The organism is Microcoleus sp. PH2017_34_RAT_O_A, from assembly GCF_020737885.1.
Lineage (GTDB): Bacteria > Cyanobacteriota > Cyanobacteriia > Cyanobacteriales > Microcoleaceae > Microcoleus.
In genome coordinates this window covers 19,180-38,142 of sequence record NZ_JAEQDD010000047.1, presented here as the reverse complement: position 1 = coordinate 38,142, position 18,963 = coordinate 19,180, and the positions used below count along the sequence as shown (strand labels likewise).

At 44.7% G+C, this 18,963-nt stretch carries 17 protein-coding genes; 5 read left to right on the top strand and 12 right to left on the bottom strand.

Annotated features, from left to right (window positions below; all coding sequences use genetic code 11):
- Window positions 1–132 precede the first annotated feature (132 nt).
- Complete coding sequence (locus tag JGK11_RS17205; RefSeq protein WP_293212370.1) at window positions 133–402, top strand: hypothetical protein; 270 nt, start codon at window positions 133–135, stop codon at window positions 400–402.
- Between the two features lie 5 nt (window positions 403–407).
- Entirely contained in the window at window positions 408–1,115 is a 708-nt protein-coding gene (locus JGK11_RS17200; RefSeq protein ID WP_293181697.1) for a hypothetical protein, read from the top strand.
- A gap of 19 nt (window positions 1,116–1,134) precedes the next feature.
- Here JGK11_RS17200 and JGK11_RS17195 read toward each other — a convergent pair whose 3' ends face one another.
- A complete protein-coding gene (locus tag JGK11_RS17195) occupies window positions 1,135–1,953 on the bottom strand; it encodes a class I SAM-dependent methyltransferase (RefSeq protein ID WP_293181696.1) in 819 nt (272 codons plus the stop codon).
- 91 nt (window positions 1,954–2,044) lie between these two features.
- Window positions 2,045–3,610, bottom strand: a complete 1,566-nt coding sequence (locus JGK11_RS17190) for a branched-chain amino acid ABC transporter permease (protein ID WP_293181695.1) — start codon at window positions 3,608–3,610, stop codon at window positions 2,045–2,047.
- Window positions 3,611–3,934: 324 nt separating this feature from the next.
- On the opposite strand from JGK11_RS17190, the gene JGK11_RS17185 reads away from it, so the two are divergent.
- Window positions 3,935–8,557 (top strand): nitric oxide synthase oxygenase, encoded by a 4,623-nt coding sequence (locus tag JGK11_RS17185; RefSeq protein WP_293212369.1) that lies wholly within the window; start codon window positions 3,935–3,937, stop codon window positions 8,555–8,557.
- A gap of 182 nt (window positions 8,558–8,739) precedes the next feature.
- On the opposite strand, the gene JGK11_RS17180 is transcribed toward JGK11_RS17185, so the two are convergent.
- From JGK11_RS17180 to JGK11_RS17170, 3 genes are read right to left on the bottom strand one after another with little or no spacing between them, the layout of a single operon-like run.
- Window positions 8,740–9,075, bottom strand: a complete 336-nt coding sequence (locus JGK11_RS17180; RefSeq protein WP_293181693.1) for a XisI protein — start codon at window positions 9,073–9,075, stop codon at window positions 8,740–8,742.
- Complete coding sequence (locus JGK11_RS17175) at window positions 9,063–9,476, bottom strand: element excision factor XisH family protein (RefSeq protein WP_293204307.1); 414 nt, start codon at window positions 9,474–9,476, stop codon at window positions 9,063–9,065. Before JGK11_RS17175 ends, JGK11_RS17180 begins: the two co-directional genes overlap by 13 nt.
- A gap of 18 nt (window positions 9,477–9,494) precedes the next feature.
- The gene (locus JGK11_RS17170) at window positions 9,495–10,571 is read right to left on the bottom strand and encodes a branched-chain amino acid ABC transporter permease (RefSeq protein WP_293181691.1); all 1,077 of its coding nucleotides are present in this window, start codon (window positions 10,569–10,571) and stop codon (window positions 9,495–9,497) included.
- A gap of 18 nt (window positions 10,572–10,589) precedes the next feature.
- On the opposite strand from JGK11_RS17170, the gene JGK11_RS17165 reads away from it, so the two are divergent.
- Window positions 10,590–10,841 (top strand): hypothetical protein, encoded by a 252-nt coding sequence (locus tag JGK11_RS17165; protein ID WP_293181689.1) that lies wholly within the window; start codon window positions 10,590–10,592, stop codon window positions 10,839–10,841.
- 4 nt (window positions 10,842–10,845) lie between these two features.
- Here the strand turns inward: JGK11_RS17165 and JGK11_RS17160 are convergent, their stop codons facing one another.
- The 7 genes from JGK11_RS17160 to JGK11_RS17130 all read right to left on the bottom strand — a co-directional run bounded on the left by JGK11_RS17160 (window position 10,846) and on the right by JGK11_RS17130 (window position 17,179).
- Entirely contained in the window at window positions 10,846–12,207 is a 1,362-nt protein-coding gene (locus JGK11_RS17160) for a branched-chain amino acid ABC transporter substrate-binding protein (RefSeq protein ID WP_293212368.1), read from the bottom strand.
- A 119-nt stretch (window positions 12,208–12,326) separates the two neighbouring features.
- Window positions 12,327–12,581 carry a hypothetical protein gene (locus JGK11_RS17155; protein WP_293181685.1) on the bottom strand — a complete coding sequence of 85 codons (255 nt, stop codon included), beginning with the start codon at window positions 12,579–12,581 and terminating at the stop codon, window positions 12,327–12,329.
- Window positions 12,582–12,683: 102 nt separating this feature from the next.
- Window positions 12,684–12,974: a hypothetical protein gene (locus JGK11_RS17150; RefSeq protein ID WP_293181683.1), complete on the bottom strand. Its 291-nt coding sequence runs from the start codon at window positions 12,972–12,974 to the stop codon at window positions 12,684–12,686.
- Window positions 12,955–13,188 carry a hypothetical protein gene (locus JGK11_RS17145; RefSeq protein ID WP_293181681.1) on the bottom strand — a complete coding sequence of 78 codons (234 nt, stop codon included), beginning with the start codon at window positions 13,186–13,188 and terminating at the stop codon, window positions 12,955–12,957. The genes JGK11_RS17150 and JGK11_RS17145 overlap by 20 nt, the downstream gene beginning before the upstream one ends.
- Window positions 13,185–14,318 (bottom strand): AAA family ATPase, encoded by a 1,134-nt coding sequence (locus JGK11_RS17140; RefSeq protein ID WP_293181679.1) that lies wholly within the window; start codon window positions 14,316–14,318, stop codon window positions 13,185–13,187. The genes JGK11_RS17145 and JGK11_RS17140 overlap by 4 nt, the downstream gene beginning before the upstream one ends.
- A 250-nt stretch (window positions 14,319–14,568) precedes the next feature.
- Window positions 14,569–16,020, bottom strand: coding sequence for an NAD(P)/FAD-dependent oxidoreductase (locus JGK11_RS17135; RefSeq protein WP_293212367.1), 1,452 nt, complete (start codon window positions 16,018–16,020; stop codon window positions 14,569–14,571).
- A gap of 127 nt (window positions 16,021–16,147) precedes the next feature.
- Window positions 16,148–17,179, bottom strand: a complete 1,032-nt coding sequence (locus JGK11_RS17130) for a glycosyltransferase family A protein (RefSeq protein ID WP_293181752.1) — start codon at window positions 17,177–17,179, stop codon at window positions 16,148–16,150.
- Window positions 17,180–17,785: 606 nt separating this feature from the next.
- On the opposite strand from JGK11_RS17130, the gene JGK11_RS17125 reads away from it, so the two are divergent.
- Complete coding sequence (locus JGK11_RS17125; protein ID WP_293190839.1) at window positions 17,786–18,883, top strand: glycosyltransferase family A protein; 1,098 nt, start codon at window positions 17,786–17,788, stop codon at window positions 18,881–18,883.
- Window positions 18,884–18,963 lie beyond the last annotated feature (80 nt).

Sequence of the window (18,963 nt, the reverse complement as noted above, 5' to 3'; positions counted from 1 at the left end):
AATCTTGACTCCAGGCAAGTCTAATATATAGTCTAAATAAAAGTCCATGACAGTAAATGTATTGTTTGTTACATTATACACCATAAAGTCAGGAGAGCCAAACGAGTTGGGCTTTCTAGCTATTTAGAAACAATGAAGCGCGTGCAAGCTGAGAAAGATAATTCAGATAGCAAACCGAGCAAGCTGCTTAAATATCTCAGCGAAAATCATCAAAAAGCAATGACAGAAGCTTCGGAATTTCTCGGAAACACTAACAATTTTCTTGATGCTTCTATAAGCGATGTCAATAACCAGATTGAACTACTAGAAAGGTCAGGTGGCGCGACAGTAGAATCTTGCCATAGAGCTATTCAAGATGGATTGGCTAGACTGCGAAATCTAATTACTGAAATTAAAGGATAGATAATATGCTTGTCGAAAAATCCACTCAACTGATTGAGTTATCTCAAAAAAGAATTAATCTTCAGAGGTATGCAACTAATCTTCAAGGCTTTCAATCTCGACAACAACAAATCGAGCAAGCTGTCGCTGGAACTCTACCTCTCGTTCAATGTTTGAGAGCTTTTCATCAAAGAGGACTTGCTAATTTTGCTTTAGCTCAAAAAGCAGATACCCTACTGATATTTATTACGGATGTTGAGGCAGAATTTAAAGCAGATCCTGAGTGGATCATAGACAATAAAAATTTTAACAAAAAGAATTTCACTACTAGGATAGAGCAATTGCAAAAAGCTCTAGAAGACCAATTGAGTCAAGCTTGGCAGTGCTATCGAAATCAAAATAAGCCCAGCACTAATCATGAAATCCTGAATTTATTGGATAAAGTTTCGGCATTTAAGCCAACTGTTCAACGGATTAGAAGTTTAGATTTGCAAATTCGGGAGTCTAACTCAATTCCCCAAAGCATTGAGGATTTTGAGAAAGTCGATCGGCTAATTGAGCAATTAAAGCAGTGCTGGGATGGCTTAAATGCTGATGAGGTTCCTGAAGCAGTGCTTCGTTTTCTGAGAGTTGCTGCTAATGAGGGTGCTACCCTGAGTCTTTTAACGCCAGAGGTAAAAGATTGGTTGGCTAAAAACCGTCTGATTGATTCTTTACGAATTCGCTTGACTTAATTATGTTATGTTCGATATTTTAGACTGCATTTTCTAACGTACAAACAAAGTAGAATTTTAATAGATTAGATTCTAGGGAACGGTGAGGGCGGTATTGTTGGTGCAACTCCGCAGTTGAGAAGTTGTCAATAATTTTGAGTTGGAGTTCTTCAGTCAAAGTTTCAATATTTTCAAATCCAGTAATCCACGGCGCATACATACTTTCGTATTTATCGATGTAATCATTGATATCTTGGTAGCCCGTGGTTCTTGCAATCACCTTTTCCGACATATAATCAAAGGACAACTTGAAAGATTTAACATTGTCGCGAATTTGTTCTAATACAAATATGACATCTTTCTTGGCAAGTAAGGTAGTGTTACCTTCCCATAAAAAGTATGTAGCTTGCTCAAAATCAAAATCGTTCTGTTTCAGCAAAGCGATTAAATCATCTTGCACGTAATCGCCGGGAATGTAGCGGACATTGGCTGTAACTTTGTTAGCTTTGAGAGTTGAGGCTTTTAATTCAAGTGTCGCGCGATCGTCTATTTCCCAATAAGCCACTGATTCTCCATTCATTCTCGCAGCGCGAGTATCCAAACCCGATCCTAAAATCACGACTTGCTTGCAGCCTGCTAAAATTTGATTTGACAACACATCGTCAAAATATTTAGTACGCAACTTAATCATTTCTTTAGCCGCCGGAGAGTTTTGAGCTATTTCGCCCGCAATTCTTTTTGTTTCCTCATTCAGCCAAATTTTGACTACATTGTCGGTGTAAAGAGGAGCAGTTTCTGCATTTTCTTCTGCTCTAAATTCTGCGACAACAAAAGCAGTTGCTGTTACATTCTTACTCATTGCTCATTTTCCCCCTTAACTATTAGATATTTCCAGAAAGTCCTTTCTTGAACAGGCAAGATGCCTGTTCCACAAGAATTATTGGATGGATCTATTGATTTCTCGCATCTGCTAAAGTCTGATTGTTCGCCTCAGCATCATCATGCAATTCTGCTTGATGAATTTTATCGGGAATCAGCCCTTCCGGCCGCACGATCATCATCACAACTAAAGTTAAACCGAAGAGAAATAAACGCATTTGAATCGGGTCTAAACTGGTGGCGAGAAAGTCTGCTAACTGCGGAATTGCTATTCTCGGCAACACAAAAGTATTCATAAAACCTTTGAGGACTTGGGCGAGTTGGGGTAGATAAAGCCGATCGGCAGACATGATAATGATACCGCCCAAAATCACGCCTGTCATGTTGCCCAAACCGCCTAAAATCACCATGCACAGGATGATGACGGAGACTGAGAAATCGAAGACGCTGGGAAAAATGGCGCTGATATAAGCTGCGTAAAATGCGCCTGCAAACCCCGAAAATGTCGCTCCCATTGCAAAAGCCGAAAGTTTGGTTTTGACGAGGTTAATGCCCATGGCACTCGCTGCTAATTCATCTTCGCGCATGGCATTCCATGCCCTTCCCAAACGGGAATCTTGCAGCCGCGAAATCATGAAATATGCGAAGACAACTAGCAGCAAAATTAGGTAGTACCAGGGAAAGTAGTTACCGGTGCTGAATGTGCCGACGATCGGGAGAGATGGACGCCCGATCGGGTTTATGCCTGCTTCGCCGCCGGTGAGGTTAAAAGGTCGATCGCACCCAACGAGACAAAGCACCAATTCCGGCTTACCCAAAACAGCAGCGACTATCTTCGAGATTGGTTCGTCGATGCGAATCGCGGTTAAATTTCTAAATACCACCGGAATAATTTCACCAAAGCCGAGGGTGACGATCGCCAAATAATCGCCCTTGAGTCGCAGTGTCGGAATACCGAGGATAACGCCCGATAGGCCAGCTACACCAGCGGCGATCGGCAAAACCACCCAAAAGTTCCAAGCAATATTTACCTGTCCCGAAGATAGCAAAGCCGTCGTGTAAGCGCCGATCGCAAAAAACGCCGCATATCCCAAATCCAACAAGCCCGCAAAACCCACAGTAATATTCAAACCCAGCGCCAACATAATAAAGATTTGAATCTGTACTACCGTAGCAATCCAGCCGGTCTTAGCCTCAAGATCGATAAACGGAAACAGAATTAAGATAAAAGCTAATGTTACCAGAGTAGCCTGTCGCTGGCGTTCTCCCTGCAAACCCTGCAAAGCGCCCATTAACGTAGCTGTCAAAATTGCGATCGTCAAACTGCAAATTCCGTGCAGTAAAGTAGTCGGCAAATCCACCGCAGATTGACCAGAAAAAGGTCGAATCACAACTCCTTCGAGGACGCTAGCAACTAACAGCCAAACTCCCAATCCCAATCCGGCTAAACTGCCAATTGTCGCACCCATTTTCGGGTTGTTAACCTTCTGTTCCTGACCAGCCATAAAGCCTGCGGCTGTGCCCATCAGCCAGCCGATGACGGTGCCGCTCCAACCGCCGAATAGGAGGACTGTCAAAAAGGCGATCGCTCCTAGAATACCACTAGATTTAATTGCTTTGATTATTTTGTTTGACATAGAAGAAGGAAGAAGGAAGAGGGAAGAAGGAAGAGGGAAGAGGGAGTGATATCAAATTGGGAGCGGCTATCCCTCGGTTTGAAACCAGGGAATATTTAATGGGGCTACTGTATTGCACTCAATTGAGAAGTGCTATGTTACAAATAAACATAAATTTTAATTGTATCTATCGACACAACATTAAGTATTTTTTCAGTAATATAACTTAGCACGATCGCGGACTATTTTTTATCTTGAATATAAGATAATATACTTTAAGCTTTTGCTACACAGGTGCACGACACCTAGCCTGCTTGCTCTTCTTACATAATTTTCCTGCCTAGTATGCACAATAATCCACGAATTATCCACTTAACCGAGGTTTCGGCGACCGATTTCCCCACTTCCGACAACTACAGGTACAAGTGCCGCGTGCAGATGCTCTCCGATGAGGGACAACCTTTGTTGCAAAAGGATTCCTTTAGCCGCAAGCAACCAAGCTGGTTATTGGATCTGAAAAACAACGGAGACTGCACGATCGCCATTACCCTATGCTACCGGGAAGGAGATATTACTCTGCCCTGGCAGGATGCCGCAACGGTCACATTGGCGACGCAGGATTACCTCAATGGTGAAACCAGCGCCGAGTTAGAATTTGCGATCGCCAACTGGAATCTAGCACCTCAGTTGAAGTTGAAAACTCGCCTTACCCAAAGTACCAGTGACGTAAGTAGCAGCACGCTGACGCTGTTGGGACATTCGGGAAATCGTCGCCTCCACGCGCCAGCAAGTCAGAGCAACGGCCAAAATGAATTCGAGATGCCCGAAGCGGTTCCCCTCACACCGCAAGAGGAAGTAATTGTCAAAGACGTTTGGAACAAGCTGCGGGCGTGGAAAGAATTGCAAATGGAAAAGTTCTTGAAGCGCCTCTTGCTGGAGGCTCCAGAACTAGAGTACATCTTTGGGGATGCCCTCGACACCGTAAGCGACTACTTTTTTGAGTTGCTTGACTGTTGCGTACATCAGCTTCAGCCTTATACCCAGAACGTGATTTCGGAACCTCTGATGGGGGTGCCGGCAGAAAAAGGTGATAGCTTCGATAATGTTCAGGATTACGGAGCGCTGTTTGCCGATATGGGGATGCGTCCTCATCACTGGTTGAAAGCCCGGCAGGTGTGGATGTGGATGTTGCCGTCGATTCCGTACCTAGAAGAGTACGATCGCGAAAATCTAGCAAAAGGAACCCACTCCGCTGTTTACCGATTTTTCAACACCGATGTGATTGTCCCAATGGTAGAGGCGATGCGTCGCTACGAAGAGGCAATGCTTCCAGATGTCAAGCAACGCATGGCGGATTCTTTAACCATCCTCAGACAGAATACGCAGCAGATTGGAGAGGCATTTTTTCAAACTCTATTTGAAAAATACCCGTTCATGCTGCCTATTTTTGGACGGACAAACATGGATTATCTGTCCTTGAACCTGTTTGAGGTATTGGAATTTTTGGTTAACTGCTTCCACGGCGGCAGTAGAGACGAACTAATTCAAGATCTCCGCGTGTATATCTTTAATGAGATTGACACAGACGGGACTGGAACAATCTCTATTGAGGAACTCATCGATTACTCGCGCAAGTCCGGGCTATCCATCCCCATCAGCGAGTTGAACGATCTGTTTGCTCGCGTAGATGTCGATGGTAGTGGCGAGATTGACTTTGATGAATTTGAAGAGTTGATAGTCCAGCAGTTAGGAACCCAGGTGAGTATTGATGATATACCCTCCTGCGCCTATGCTGGTATGGTACAGGTATTGGTGCTCATACTTGAGAAGTATGTGCCAGACTTCACCCCTGAGTTAGGGCACGCATGGCAGACGTTGTTCGATCGCGTTATTAACGTGATGAAGTTGCCCAAGCTGAATGAGGAGCGATTTCTCAAAAAAGCCAAGCAGTATTTGAAGCAGATTGCTACCGAGCAAGAATGGGAACCGGAGGATCAAGCGCGGCGTTGGGTAGAAATCCAAGAGGAAGTGAAAGCCACAGGCACTTACACCCACACCTACGAAGAATTAGCCTATGGGGCACAGTTGTCGTGGCGCAATGCTTCCAAGTGTATTGCTCGAATTCAGTGGAATAATATGGTGGTGCGCGATCGCCGCTATGTCACCAACCCCGACGAGATGTTTCGCGAGTTAGAAGAACACCTGCGATACGCCACGAATGGGGGCAATATTCAAATTACGATGACCGTCTTCCGTCCCAAACAGCCGAAGGAACGCTGGGGCCCACGCGTCTGGAATTCCCAATTGATTCGCTATGCCGCTTACGAGCAACCGAACGGGAGTATTATGGGCGATGGCGCCAACTTTGAGCTCACCGCAGCAATCTTAAAACTCGGCTGGCAACCACCGGAACCACGCACACCCTACGACATCCTCCCCCTAGTGATTGAAGTCCCAGGAATGGAACCGAAATTCTATGAGTTTCATCAAGACGATGTACTGGAAGTGGAAATTGAGCATCCCACAATTCCAGAGTTCAAGTCCCTCGGCTTTCGGTGGTATGCCATCCCAGCCATCAGCAACTTCCGCATGGACATCGGCGGCATTACCTACGCCTGCCTTCCTTTCAATGGCTGGTACATGGGTACCGAGATTATGCGGGATTTCTTGGAAGATTGGCGCTACGACAAAACGGAGGACATCGCCAAAGTTCTCAAGCTGGATACCAGTTCTGAGCAAACGTTGTGGCGCGATCGCGTAGCATTAGAACTCAACATCGCTATCCTATACTCATTCCAAAAAGCTAAAGTTTCGATGGTGGATCACCAGACTGCCTCCAAACAATTCATCGCCCACGACTTGCGCGAAAAGAAAGCAGGGCGCGAGTGTCCGGCAGATTGGGGTTGGGTCGTACCACCCTCTGGAGGGAGTACCTGCCCAGTCTGGCATCACCAGATGCGCGACTTTTACCTAGACCCTGCCTATCACTATGGAGCCGATCGATGGACAGTGGAAGACGGCATTGACCTGGAAAAATTCATCACTACTACCGACGAGGACGACAACAAGCAAGACCGCATCCTGATTCTCTACGCCTCTGAAACAGGTACAGCCGAAGGCTTTGCGCGGAAAGCCTCCCGTCAACTCCAGCGCTACAAAGCGAAAGTGATGGCCCTCGATGAATACAATACCGATACCCTTGCCTCTGAAAAGCTCCTCCTAATCGTCACCTCCACCTTCGGTAATGGCGAAATCCCCGGAAACGGCCAAAAATTCCTTCAGTGGTTGAAGAAACAGCCTGCGGGTTCCCTCAGTGGGTTGAGCTATTCCATCCTGGGAATTGGCAGTACCGTTTACGAACACTTCTGTGCTGCGGCAATTTCGGTAGATAAAACACTCGCAAAGGCAGGGGCTAACTGCATTGTGCCGTTGCATAAAGGGGATGAAATTAAGGGACAGGCAGACACCTTCAAACAGTGGCTGGGACTCATCTCCCGCGTTTTAGGTGAGGATGTCACCTCCGCAGATGCCACAACCGCATCCGCCCCAAAACTCAACGTTACCTTCTTAAATGAGGCAGAAGCGGCAACCGTTGCCCCTCTAGCCGTGAGTGGAGATAAAGCCATCGAAGTTCCTGTCGTCGCAAATCAAGAACTGCTCCAAGAGGTGATTCCTGGTAGTCGTTCTACTCGTTATATCATGTTCGATATTTCCGATAGCGATTTACAATACGAAACCGGCGATCACGTTGCTATTTATCCTTGCAATCCACCAGAATTAGTACAGCGGTTGTGCGATCGCCTTTCAGTCACCCCTAATACCTATTTCACAGCTAGTTACGTAACACCAGATGGCACTCAAATAGAAGACCAACCCCCCATTGCCGTCCCAACAACCGTAGGTCAGGTTTTCTCCGAAGAACTCGATCTAGCTTTGCGGGAACCCTTCAACGAACTGCTTACCTACCTGTACTCCGTAGCCCAAAATCCCCAGGAGAAACATCGCCTAGAAACCTGGCTGGAGATTCTCCGCCAGGTAGACGACAATGCCGACAGCGTTTTGCTCAAGAAAACGATCGCAGACAACTTCATGAGTGTTCTCGATCTCTTTGATGAGTTTCCCTCAGCAGAGATTACCCTCGCCACCCTACTAGAGTTGCTGCCGAAGCAAAAGCCACGCCTATACTCGATTTCCTCCTCTCCCTTGCTCCATCCCCAGCACATACAAATCACCGTTGGCGTGCTGCAAATCAAAACCGACGCAGGCAAAGTCCGTCAAGGACTCTGTTCCAACTACCTAGCTGGACTGGAACCCGGAGCGAAGGTTCGCATTGGTGTCCGTACTTCTAGCTTCCGTCCGCCTAGCGAACTCGATGCACCGATGCTGATGGTGGGACCTGGTACGGGAGTCTCTCCGCTGATTGCTTTCCTTCAGTACCGAGATGCCTTGTTGCAGCAAGGACAACCCTTGGGCGATGCTACCTTATACTTTGGCTGTCGCAATCACAGTGACTTCCTCTATCAGGAGCAGATGCAGACGTGGCAGAATCAAGGTGTACTTTCGGGCCTGGAAGTAGCATTCTCCCGTCTTGGCGACCAAAAGCTGTACGTGCAGAACCTCATGCAGCAAAACTCCCAGGATGTCTGGAAGCTGCTGAGTCATCCTAAGTGTCACTACTACGTTTGTGGGGATGCGAAGATGGCGGATGATGTGTTTGAAGTGATGCTCTCTATTGCCAAAACCGAAGGCGGTTTATCTCACATCGAAGCCGCCGTGTTCTTCGACAATATGAAGCAAGAAAAGCGTTTCACGAGCGATGTTTGGGGCGTGCAGTTGAACTTCAAACAAGCTATCAAACAGGTGCAAAAAGATAACTACTCTAAAGCCGAAGGGTGGCTAATTCGGGTGCAGCAGTCAAGTGACAGTGAAGCACCAGTCAAGGAATTGGCGCAACCGCTAACTGTCTAACATTTGGGACTGTTAGCATTAACAAAAGGAGCTGGAAGCGAGAAGACTTCCAGCTCCTTTTGTTAATTTTGTTTGAATTGATTGATATCAATTCCGGTTGCACCGGAATGATTGTTGACTGTTGACTGTTGACTGTTGACTGTTGACTGCTGCGATCGCTTCTGGATTTGCAAGCGTATATTTCAGGCGATCGCAAATCCGGTATGCTTGCGTACTTCAGGCGAATGAAACGCCAAAACAATGCAGTTTTCAGGAACACCACCCTCCAGTAATTCATCAGTAATGCCGTCTTCCATACCATCATAATGAATCCAGAGTTTACCGTTGCGAATTTCAACGTGAATGAGGCAATAGTGGAGTCGCTTGTGCCCCTCCCAGCCTTCAGTCATCAATAAAAAATCATTTCGGTCTTCGCTGACAATGACTTTGTTATTAATCTCGGCGTAATTGTAGGGTAGGCTGGCATAGTACGACAGGATTTTATAAATCAACTCACGGTATTCATCTAGTTTATCCATCTGGTAACAACCTCCTGAATAGGATCGATAACGATAATTTTCATTGCTCTATCCTCAAGTACGACTTGCACGATATCCTCCTGAAAGAAGCTGGTATAAATCTCTTCAGTAATGGCTAGGTATAGGGCGCGATATGGCTCTCTTTTAGAGAGTATTTTTAAGTACAAACTGTATTGTCCGATCGCATTTTCCCAATCTTTGACTAGAGACTTGCCGACAAAACTTTTGATTTCAACTGCAATTTTTTGTCCCTCGCGTTCGGCTGCTAGTAACTTTTTAGCTCCCAAATCCACAAACACACTACGCGAACCAAATTGCAGAGTCAGAGGATCGTCTGTAATTGTCCACCCATCCTTTTCTAAAGCAGTCCTTATTTGATAATGATAAATGTCTTTTGCCATTTTTTCAACCCTGCACCTTTAAACCTTCTCCTGAACATTCTCACCCAACAAACCGCCCGGCCGGAAAGCCAAAATCACCACCAAAACTCCAAACACCCAAGCATTAGTCCAGCGACTCGACAAATACTGATCGCTCAAAGACGACAACACCCCAATCAAAACCCCTCCTAACATCGCCCCGACAATATTGCCAATCCCCCCCAAAACAGCCGCCGTAAAAGCCCTCAACCCCGCCGTAAAACCCATCGTAAACACGATCGTATTGTTATACAAACCAACCAAAATTCCCGCCGAACCAGCCAAAGCCCCACCAATCAAAAAAGTCAGAGCAATAATCTGATCGACATTAATTCCCATGATTTTAGCAGCATCGCGGCTTTGAGCAGTTGCCCGCATCGCCTTTCCCAGACGAGTGTACTGCACAAACACATGAAGCAAAACCATTAATACCAGAGCCACCACCAACACAATTAAATCTTTTGTAGTAAATACAATACTTGTTTGAATTCCCATAGCTTTGAGAATATCAACTCGCGGCAACAAATCGGGGAAGCTTTTCGGAGCCGCCGAATTAGAACCCATCACCGGAATAAAAGCTTTCAATCCTCCCCAAAATAATCCCAGATTTTGGAAGATAAAAGAAACCCCGATCGCCGAAATTAACGGAGCCAAACGAGGAGCATTTCGCAAAGGACGATAAGCATACTTTTCGACCACAATATTTAGTCCAGCACAAAACACCGAACATACAACCAAAGCGACTAACATCACCGGTATCGCAACACTTAAAGGTGCGCCGTCTTGAATCCCAAAAGCCCCGAAAACAGTCAGCGAAGCAAAAGCACCCAACATATACAAATCGCCGTGAGCAAAATTGATCAGCTCAATAATGCCGTAAACCATCGTGTAACCCAAAGCAATAATTGCAATCAGCGCCCCGTTGACCAAACCCACTAACAACTGTTGAATCAACACTTCTGGGCTGCGGACTATTTCGCCAATAATTTTCGGTAAGTCAAATCCTGCGATCGGACCTAACAACAAAACTATATACGCTACACCTATATATAAGAGAATACTTTTCCAGTTTTTCATAATTATTGGAATTGGGAATTGGGAATTGGGAATTGGGAATTGGGAATTGGGAATTGGGCATGGGGAAGTTCTACTCGTTCCCAGGCTCTGCCTGGTAACGCAGATCCGGAGGCTCTGCCTCCAATTTTTATACTAGAAAAGCGAGACAATCTTCCTACTAGAAAAGCGAGGCAATTTTCCTGGTATAAGAGCGAGGCAGAGCCTCTAGACATCGGTTCCCAGGCAGAGCCGGGGAACCAGTTAACCAGTCAACTGACAACAGTCAACTGACTAATTATTCAGTCTTAAGTGCACTCACAAATTCCCACTTACCAGCTTTAACAACATTTCCTGACATTGTAGTCAAGCTAGTATCACCATTAGCATCAAAACTCCAATTGCCAAGTACGCCGTTAAAATCTTTAGTTGCCAAAACAGCATCGCGGATAGCCGCGCGGTCATTTTTGCAAACCTTATTAATTGCGCCGATAATCACCTTAGCAGATTCATAAGCATAAGCTGCATAAGCTTCTGGTTCAGCATTATATTTTGCCTTGTAGCTTTCATACCACTTCGCACCAACGCCAGTCAATTCTTTAGGAGGCAAACCACCAAAAGTAGCATAAACTCCTTCAGCATCTTTGCCTCCGGCATCAATTAAAGCTTGTTCTTTAATGCCATCCGGGCCCATGAATTTAACTGCATCAGCAGTCATCCCGACATTTCTCATGTCTTTAATGATTTGTCCAGCATTACTTTGAGTAGTGCCACCAAAGTAAATCATGTCGGGATTTAAAGCTTTGATCTTATTCATTAAAGCTTTGTAATCACTGGCTTTGATATCAATTCCCTCCCGGCCGAGGACTTGAATTTCCAACTTTTTAGCAGTTGCTTCAAAAACGTCAGCAATACCTTTGCCATACAGTTCTTGGTCGTCGAGGATGTAGACTTTTTTAACTCCTAAAGATTTCGCCCAGTTGCCAGCTACAGAGCCTTGGAGGTCGTCTGCGGGGACAACGCGACCGAAATTGCGAGTGCCTGTAGGGTAATAAACGTTGGGTTCTTTCGGCTCACCTTTTCCTGGTTTTGTCAAGCCCGGATAGGTGGTAGCGGGACTCACCATCGCTATATTGGCTTGGTTGAGCACGGGAATTGAAAGTTTGGCGGCACCGGAGTTGTAATGACCGATCGCACCAACTACCGAACCATCCGCTGCTACTTTGTTAGCATTCGATGTGACTTGGCTGGGATCCCATTTGCCAGCCGCAGCAGTCGCATCATCGAGAATCTCGTATTCGATTTTGATTTTGCCATCGCAGGCTTTAGAGTCGGTTTCGGCAAGGGCTTGTTTGACACCGTTGACCATTGTTTGAGCTTGACCCAAGGCGCTGCCTGTCATGGGGAGCATGGAGACTATTTTGACGGTATTTGGGTCTCCGGGGGTGCTAACGACGACGGGAGTGGCTGCGGGAGTGGTTCCGGGAGTGCTGCCGGGGGCTGTGGCGCTTGGTGTTTGGGGACTCTGACAACTAGCACAAAGAGAGACTATACCTGCGGCGAGGAGTAATGTCCGCAGCCCTCTGGTGTTGAGATGCTGTGTAGGGTTGGTTTTTGTGGATGTGGGACTTTTGCCCCCTGATTTTTCTGAAAAGTTCATAGGTTGGTTTGTTTGTTGCTTGCGTCTTAGCATATTTTCACTCTCTAAGTCTGTAAGTCAAGACTTAGCACAAGTTAAAAAAATTTGTCTCAACTGTGAATTTTAGTTGGACTGGCGTATCAGACATTGATGCCATCCCAGAGTTCCTCAATGGGGAATGTTTGTCCCGTTTTGGCTTGGTGGAGGGAGGTTTTCAGATCAGCGAGGATTTGGTCGTTGGAGTCGGTGTCTGAATCAAAATCTGAGTCGAAGTCTGGGGCGATCGCGGTTTGTGTCCGACTGGTCAAAAATTCTAGGAATGTCAGGGTTTGCTCTAAAAGCGATTCAGGAGTTCGTTCGATCGCTTCTAGAAGGCGTTGTTTAATCAGCGACATAAGATGATATCTCAATCTAGCTCTTCTTATTTTATCAGTATGTGGTCAAGAGTTAGCACAAGATGTTCAGATATCGACAAAACGCATTCATTCCTCGTTGACTTAATTAAACAGAAATGGTTTAACAGATAGAATCATACGATCTAACTCTGTTTTGTTGTGTTTGAGAAGATCGTGCCCCCATAATCCATTCGTGTTATTATTGGAACAGTCATTTGCAAGGGCTTCTCCGATATTTTCAAAATTCTTTCTAATATCGCTCCTTAACTTCTCTGGTTCAGATAATACTCCAAGAACAAATACTCTATTTTCTAAATCCTCGGGAATCCGCTCCTTTACATAACTAAACCTATCTTCATAATTTTCATCAAAATCAATCAGCAAGACCATCATTCTTTCTTTCTGGAAATTTTTTCTTCATTTCAGAGGCATGATTTTTTAGGAATTTCTCCACAACTTTTTCCCAACCACCAGCAGGCCGCTCAATCTGAATAGCTCTGGAGTAAAGGTCTAGAAAATTATTAAATCCATTTACGATCTCTTCATTAGCACGGTCTTCTGGCAACACAACAACATGAGACTTGTATGGATTTTGCTTCTCTTTCATAATTCTATGTCGCCGCGAATCAAGGTATCTACAAGATCGCCACTGACAGGTATATCACTGAGCAACCTAACTAAGGTTGGCTCTAAGTGACTTTTTCGATCGAGTACAAAGGTATTTTCATTTGAAAACTTTCTGATTGCTTCTTCATTATGTGAGGTCGCTATAATCTGACCGCTATCCTTAAATGAGCGTCGTAGTGATGTAAGAAAATGTCCAACCTCTGACAGAGAAAGATAGTTATCAGGTTCGTCCCAAAAGCAAAAAAGTGGGCCGTAATACTTGTTAGCAGCTAAGACAACAGCACAAAGAAAAAAGCATTTCTCCCCATCAGATAAGTCTTTAAAGTCAACACTCAGATTGGCATTCTTTTCTTCAAACCGAACAATCATACTTTTAGAGTCTTTCCCGATTTGTTCATTCAGAAAATCCTGAAAGTCAGGCATAACTTCTTGGAGGTATCTGTAAGCCTGTGTGTAGGCAGCAGGGTAGCGACTGAGTAACCCAGAGAACCACTCCCCAAAATTTGAACCGTCTCGTTTTGGCTCCAACGTTTCCCCGTTAGAGTCTCCAGTCATCAGGCTTGGGATCGGGGCTAAAATAATCGTGCGCGCCAGCCAAGTCTTGAAAATACGAAGCGGATCGGTTTCTGATTGTTCTTGAATCACTGGAAGAGCAACGAGATGCCAATCCACCAGAAACTTAGCTTCAGGATTTCGCGGGCTGGTGTAATGAATAGTGACTTGGGCTTCCTTGCGAGAGTAAATTGGATTTCCTGAAATTAACAGTTGCTCTTCAAAAACTCGAAGCTCTCTAAAGTTTTCTGGTAATTCCAATGCCAGAATATATTTGTATAATTTATTGTCAAGTAATACTTCTATCTCAAATCGAATTGGAACATCAGACCTGCCTCGATTGAAATCTTTCGGGTCGATAAGACCAAGATGATTTTTATCAAAATCACGCATTCTGTTAATGCCTCGACCGATGTGTTGAAGGATTTCCAATACAACGCGGATGGTTGATTTACCTGCACCATTTTTCCCAATTAAAAGGGAGGATGGCATCTCTTTGAGAATCAGTTCAAAGTTCTCCAGGCATCTGAAGTTATGTACGTATAGTCTTTGGAGCATAGAAAAACGACTCCGAGGAGTGAAAAGTTAAAAAAATGGTCAGCTTACTTAACCAATATACAATATTTCCACTTCACAACACCTAAATAGGTTGTGGTAAATGTAGGCGAGTCACCCCGTACCTACGCCGGATGAAGCGACGCAACTGATCGGGGGATTGCCCCTACAAGATTATGCGGAAAATATGAACGGGCGATCGCCATTTCAGGTGTGATTTAACTCACATTGTCACAACTACAATCCCCAAATATCAACTAGACTGCGCCATCAAATCCGAATCCTTTTTTTCCTTAGACCGATCGACACTAAAGTCTTCATAGTACGATCGCTCAGTATTCACATCCCACAAATCGTGCTTTTCCCCAAGCAGATTTCTCACCGCCAGCATCCCCGTCAGCATAGAATGGTCTTGGTTGTTGTATCGGTGCATACCATTTCGCCCGATCGTCTGCAAATTCTCAATCCCAGTCAAAAAACCTTCCAAAACCCGCAAATGTCCGCGATATTCGGCATCGTAAACAGGATAAGCCTTCGGCTGCCTCAGCACCACCCCATCCTCAACATCCGCAGCTTTTGCCAAACCCAACTCAACCAACTCGCGAGTTGCTAACTCCACAAGTTCAGCATCCGACATTACCCAAAGTTCCTCGCCTTCATTGCAAAAATACTCCATTCCCAAACAAGTTTTGCTCGCATCGGGAACCAATGCAGCACTCCAATTCTTAAAATTCTGAATCCGTCCGACTTTCACTTCGGGAGAATGAATGTAAATCCAGTTGTCAGGAAACAAACTTGGGCGATCGACAATCAGCGATACAATCAAAAAATCTCGATATTTTAGCGATCGCGCCGCGTGCAACACTGGCTCAGGCGGCTGCGGTTTCATCCGTGCTACCAGCGCCGATATCGGCATACTCGTAATGAAATTATCCGCCGAATATTCAACTAATTCTCCGTTATGTTCAGCAGTAATAGTTTTAATTTTATTACCTTCACGCTCAAAGCTAATCACCTTAGTATCGAGATAAACTTTGCCGTCTTTATCTTCCACAGCTTCGGCGAACTTTTCCCACATCATCCCCGGCCCCAAAGCCGGATAGTCAAACTCTTTGATTAAAGTTTTAGTATCGTTACTGCCAAACAAAGCATTAATTATCGCTGTTGTCAGCGACAATCCTTTAATCCGTTGCGCCGCCCAATCCGCTTGAATTTCCGAACAGGGAATTCCCCAAACTTTTTCTGTATAAGTCTTAAAAAATGTTTTGTACAAGCGATCGCCAAAACGATTGATTACCCACTGTTCAAAAGTTTCTTCTTTGGGAAGCGGCCAGAGTCTAACTCTCAGATAGCTCAAAATAATTAGCGCACTCTCAATTATCCCCAAATTAAACAGAGTATTGAAGGCCCCGATCGGATAGTTAAAAAATTTACCTCTATAAAAAATTCGCGACAAGCGCGGCACTTTAATAAACTCATTTCCCAGTACCTCTTGCCACAACTGCTGCACCGCTGCAACTTTAGTATAAAATCGGTGGCCGCCAATGTCGAAACGATAGCCTTTGTAGCTTTCGGTGCGGGCCAACCCGCCAACTTTATCCCCTTTTTCGAGTACAACAGGGACGATCCCTTGCTTGACTAGCTCGTAAGCAGCCGTCAAACCCGCAGGCCCAGCACCGACGATCGCCACAGGATAATGTTTCACTCAGCCTACCTCCAGCCTTTTTATTGCACTATACAATTATTTATAACTTCTAAAATTAATATATGCACCAGTGAATACCCTGATAAAATATCGATCGGCTGGAAGTTGAAGGACAATTTGCCTTGATTTATTGAGCGGATACTGGCAACCTAACTTTGCCAGTCAACAGCTTTTTTTGGGATAAGTGACGACCCGTGCCGATCGCAAATGCCAGTCCGCTGTAAAAATAGAAAAGCCAGTGCCAAGGAATGGTTTTCAGCGCAAATAAGATACCGTGTTTTTGCTGAAAAAATCGATAAAGCTCTGAATTAATTGCTACTAAGGGTATTGCCAGCAACCCAGCCAATAGCAGAAAGTTCAGCGACCAGCACGTCCCCACCACTGCCAGCAGCATGGCATAAGTTAAAACTACACTAATTCGGTTCGATACTTGCAAGTTGAGGTCATTATTCAATTTGCGATCGCGCCAAATCAGTTCAGTCCAAGGCAGCGCTCGGTAAAAAAAGTCAGCCTTCACCATCCCCACCGCTTCCCAGCGCTTTAAATGCTTGACTTGCAATGTTTTGCACAATCGAATTTTATAACCGGCTTGTTTCAAACGGTAGCCCAGCTCAATATCCTCGATCGAAGCTTGGCGATAACTCTCATTAAAGCCACCCATCTGCAAAAAAATTTCCCGGCGAATCACTCCGCAAGCGCCCCAAAAAGTCGAAGCTTCTTCATTACCTGTTTGGTGCACGTAGTGGTGGAGCAAGTTCCTGTACTGCGATAAAAAATCGGGATCTCCAGGAGCATCGTCATAGGAACCGATCAAAGCAGCTAAGTAGGGATTATTTTTGAACACCGATTTCGCATAACCCACAGCCTCAGGACAAACAGCGACATCAGCATCCACAAAAAACAGAATATCTCCCTTCGCAGCTTGCGCTCCAAAATTTCTGGCTCGGGCGGGGCCGCCGCATTCGGGAATTCTGATGACTTTGGCGCCGAATTCCTTGGCCAGACGCCAAGAACCGTCGCTTTCCCCATCTGCTACTACAATAATCTCGATCGGCTTCGGTCTAGCTTGAGCCAGCTTTGACAAACAGGTGCGGAAGTAAGCTCCCCCATTGTGGACTGGGATAATTACGGATACAGTCGGTTCGTTAGTATAAATCATTACCGAGTTTGTTTTGAATTGCATGGAAAACCAATGATTGAATTTCAATGCTCCTACTTTACGAAAAGTAAAATCAGCTCTACATTTTTGTTTATAACCCGATTTCTGTTTATCTTCAACTAATTTTTTTGCTGGCAATGTAGGCTGCATTGATCCCCATTCATGCCTGTATTCTAAGCCACATCTGGCTGAGACTCACCTGATGAAGACAACAGCTTTACGAAATCTTTATATATATCATTGTTTTTGTAAACCTTCTAAAAAGCCCCACCAGCCATTGTGTTTCAGAGTATTCCACCGCACAAGAATTTGATTTTTTTTGACCGTAACAAGTATAAAAAGCAACATATGATATACTGAGACTCTCCGGCGATCGCGAGTTGCCCAGTACAGTTGATTTTATATATGCGATCGGCGAGTCACTCCTGCACCAAGTCTGTATCCCGACTGCTGTGTCAATGCACATTTGATGAGTTTTGGCAATATATTTCAAATGTACACCTGCAAATTTTCGACGGTGTGCGATCGACCTTACCACTTTGTTAAGATACCATTAAATCGGTGCCTGAGAGTCAAAAATTTTACATAAAAAAGTTTTTATATCGCATGAACAACACCAAACACAATTTAAATCAGCCATTAATTTCAGTAATTATACCGGCTTACAATGCTGAGGAATTTATTGCCCAAACAATCGAGTCTGTGCTATCTCAAACTTATCAGAATATAGAGATTTTAGTTGTGGACGACGGCTCTACAGACACAACCGCTGAAATCATCAAATCTTTTGCTCAAAAAGATAGCCGAATCATCTTATTGCAGCAATCAAATGCAGGTGTAGCCGTCGCTCGCAACCTAGCCTATTTACACTCAAAAGGCGAACATATTGCTCCGATCGACGCTGACGATATTTGGTACCCGCAAAACCTGGAAAAACAAGTTGAATGCCTGACAAAATCGGAATCTTTTGTTGGAGTTATTTATTCCTGGTCATTGGATATTAACGAAGAAGGTTTGCTGACAGGTGGATTTTACAACTCAACGATCGAAGGATCGGTTCACGATGCCTTAGTTTATAAATATTTTATCGGCAATGCCAGTTCATCTCTAATCCGTCGCGCTTGCTTTGAAAAAGTCGGCGGTTACAACTGCAAATTCAAACTAGAAAATGCTCAAGGTTGCGAAGACTGGGAATTGCACCTCCGCATCGCCCAATACTATCAATTTAAAGTAGTACCGGAGTATTTAGTCGGCTACCGACAGATTTCCAGCAGTATGTCTTGCAACTATGCCGCAATGGCAAAAGGCCATACTTTAATTTTGGCAGATGTCCGGCGGTATCACTCGAAAGTTCCCGAGAAAGTTTACTGCTGGTCTAGCAGTAATTTTTATATTTATCTAGCTGTCAAAAGCAACCGCAACGGCAATTACCGGAGTACATTGTTTTGGCTATATCGAGCTTTAAAAGAAGATTTTGTGATGGCTTTGCTGCGGCATAATTTGTATTTATTGTCAATAGAAAGTTTGGTAAAAATGATATTAGGATCGAGAATTGAATCGGGATTGGAGTTGAAGCAAACATCGGATTCAATTGCCGGGACGACAATTTATGCGATCGAAAAGCGAATGAATATTCACAGAATGTTGCCGTCGCAGGTGTATGAAAAAATGCGGTTGAAGAGTTTGGGAAATCGAGCAGTATAATAATATCACTCTGTGAACAGATACGTAGAGACTGTACATCAAATTTGTCCGTAATCATGTCTTACTCAAAATCTGTCAAA